Below are 2,321 nucleotides of genomic sequence, written 5' to 3' on the forward strand. Positions count from 1 at the left end.
GCTACCGATGGCAGTGACCTGGCCGCGGCCGCGGTGTGGGGCCTGGTCCGTTCCGCGCAGTCTGAACACCCCCACCGTTTCATCCTGCTCGACCTCGACGATCACACCAACCACGGCACCGGCACTGGCACCGACCACGGCAGCGAGCTGGGCAGGATCCTTACGGCGGTAGTCGACAGCGGCGAACCGGAGATCGCGGTACAGGCCAGTGAACTGGGCAGGATTCTGACGGCGGTGCTCGATTGCGGCGAGCCGGAGATTGCGGTTCGTGCTGGTGGGTTGTTTGTCCGGCGGTTGGTCCGGGCCGGTGGTGGCCGTTTGGTCCTGCCTGGGGCTGAGTGGTTGTCGTGGCGTCTGGGTGTGTCGGAGCGGGGAAGTTTGGACAATCTTGCGGTGGTGGAGTGTTCGGAGGTGGTGGCGCCTTTGGGGGTTGGGCAGGTGCGGGTTGGGGTGCGTGCGGCGGGGTTGAACTTCCGGGATGTGTTGGTCGGGTTGGGTATGTATCCGGATCCGGCTGCGGTGATGGGTAGTGAGGCGGCGGGGGTGGTGCTGGAGATTGGTCCGGGTGTGAGTGGGGTGGTGGTCGGGGATCGGGTGTTTGGCATGTTCAACGGTGCGTTGGGGTCGGTGGCGGTCACTGATCATCGGTTGTTGGCTCGGGTGCCGCGGGGGTGGTCGTTTACCCGGGCGGCGTCGACGCCGATCGTGTTCCTGACCGCGTTCTACGCGTTGCGGGACCTGGCCGGTGTGCGGCCGGGGCAACGGATCCTGATCCACGCCGCGGCCGGTGGGGTGGGCATGGCCGCGGTGCAACTGGCCCGGGCCTGGGGGTTGCAGGTCTACGCCACCGCCAGCGCCGGCAAGTGGGACACCCTGCGCGGGATGGGTGTGGACGATACGCACCTGGCCTCCTCCCGCGATCTGGACTTCCGGCGCAGCTTCCTGACCGCGACGGGAGGCGAGGGTGTGGATGTGGTGCTCAACGCCCTGACCGGGGAGTTCGTGGACGCGTCGTTGGGCCTGCTGCCCCGCGGCGGCCGGTTCGTGGAGATGGGTAAGACCGACGTGCGGGATCCAGGCCAGGTTGCCGCGGACCATCCCGGGGTGGTGTATCAGGCGTTCGACCTGTCCGACGCTGGCGCTGACCGGATCGGGCAGATGCTGGCCGAGATCCTGGACATGTTCGCCGCGGAGGTCCTGCGGCCGCTGCCGGTGAGTGTGTTCGAGGCGGCTGACGCGGTGCAGGCCCTGCGTTATCTGCAGGCGGCTCGTCATGTGGGCAAGGTGGTACTGCGGCTACCGGCCGGGTTGGATCCGGAAGGCACGGTGGTGGTCACGGGTGGGACCGGGGTGTTGGGTGGGTTGGTGGCCCGGCATCTGGTCACCACGCATGGGGTCAGGCATCTGTTGTTGTTGTCCCGGCGCGGCCCAACCGCGGCCGGAGCGACGGAGTTGGTCGGTGATCTGACCGGGTTGGGTGCGCGGGTGCGGGTGGCGGCGTGTGATGTCGCTGACCGGGACGCTTTGGTCGAGGTGTTGGCGGCGGTGCCGGCCGGGCATCCGGTGGTCGGGGTGGTGCACACCGCGGGAGTGCTTGATGACGGGGTGGTCGAGGCGTTGACGCCGCGGCGGCTGGGCACGGTGTTGCGGGCCAAGGCCGACGCGGCGTGGTGGTTGCACGAGCTGACCCGGGACATGGATCTTGCGATGTTCGTGGTGTATTCCTCGGCGGCGGCCACGCTCGGATCACCGGGGCAGGGAAACTACGCCGCGGCCAACGCCGTCCTGGACGCCCTGGCACAACGACGACAGACCATCGGTCTGGTCGGGCAGTCACTGGCGTGGGGGCTGTGGGCTCAGCAGTCGGCGATGACCGGGCAGCTCGACGAGCTCGGCCTGGGCCGGATGCGACGCAGCAGCGGCATCCTTGCTATGTCCTCTGAGGAGGGCCTGGCGTTGTTCGATGCGGCGGTGCGTATCGACCGGCCGCAGCTGGTGCCGATGCGGGTGGACCTGCCCGGGCTGCGTCGCGCCGGCGCTGGTGGCCTGCCGCCGTTGTGGCAGGCGTTGGCCGGCGGCTCGATCCGCCGGGCGGCGTCCACCGCCGATACGCCGGTGGGTCTGGCCGCCAGGTTGGCGGCTATGGGGGTCGAGGAGCGTCAGCGGACAGTTCTGGAGCTGGTGCGTATCCACGCGGCCACAGTTCTTGGTCACGACAGTGCTCAGGCAGTCGCACCTGATCGGGCGTTCCGTGAGCTCGGTTTTGACTCGTTGACCGCGGTGGAGTTGCGTAATCGGTTGGCTACCGCGACTGGGTTGTC

The 2,321-nt window shown here is 68.6% G+C and carries 1 protein-coding gene; it reads left to right on the forward strand.

The window, feature by feature from the left end:
* Window positions 1-2,321, forward strand: a 2,321-nt coding sequence (locus ACLQ2W_RS33760; RefSeq protein WP_425791934.1) for an SDR family NAD(P)-dependent oxidoreductase, incomplete at both ends; no start/stop codon positions are given.

The sequence above is a fragment of the Micromonospora sp. DT227 genome (genome assembly GCF_049841835.1).
GTDB lineage: Bacteria > Actinomycetota > Actinomycetes > Mycobacteriales > Micromonosporaceae > Micromonospora.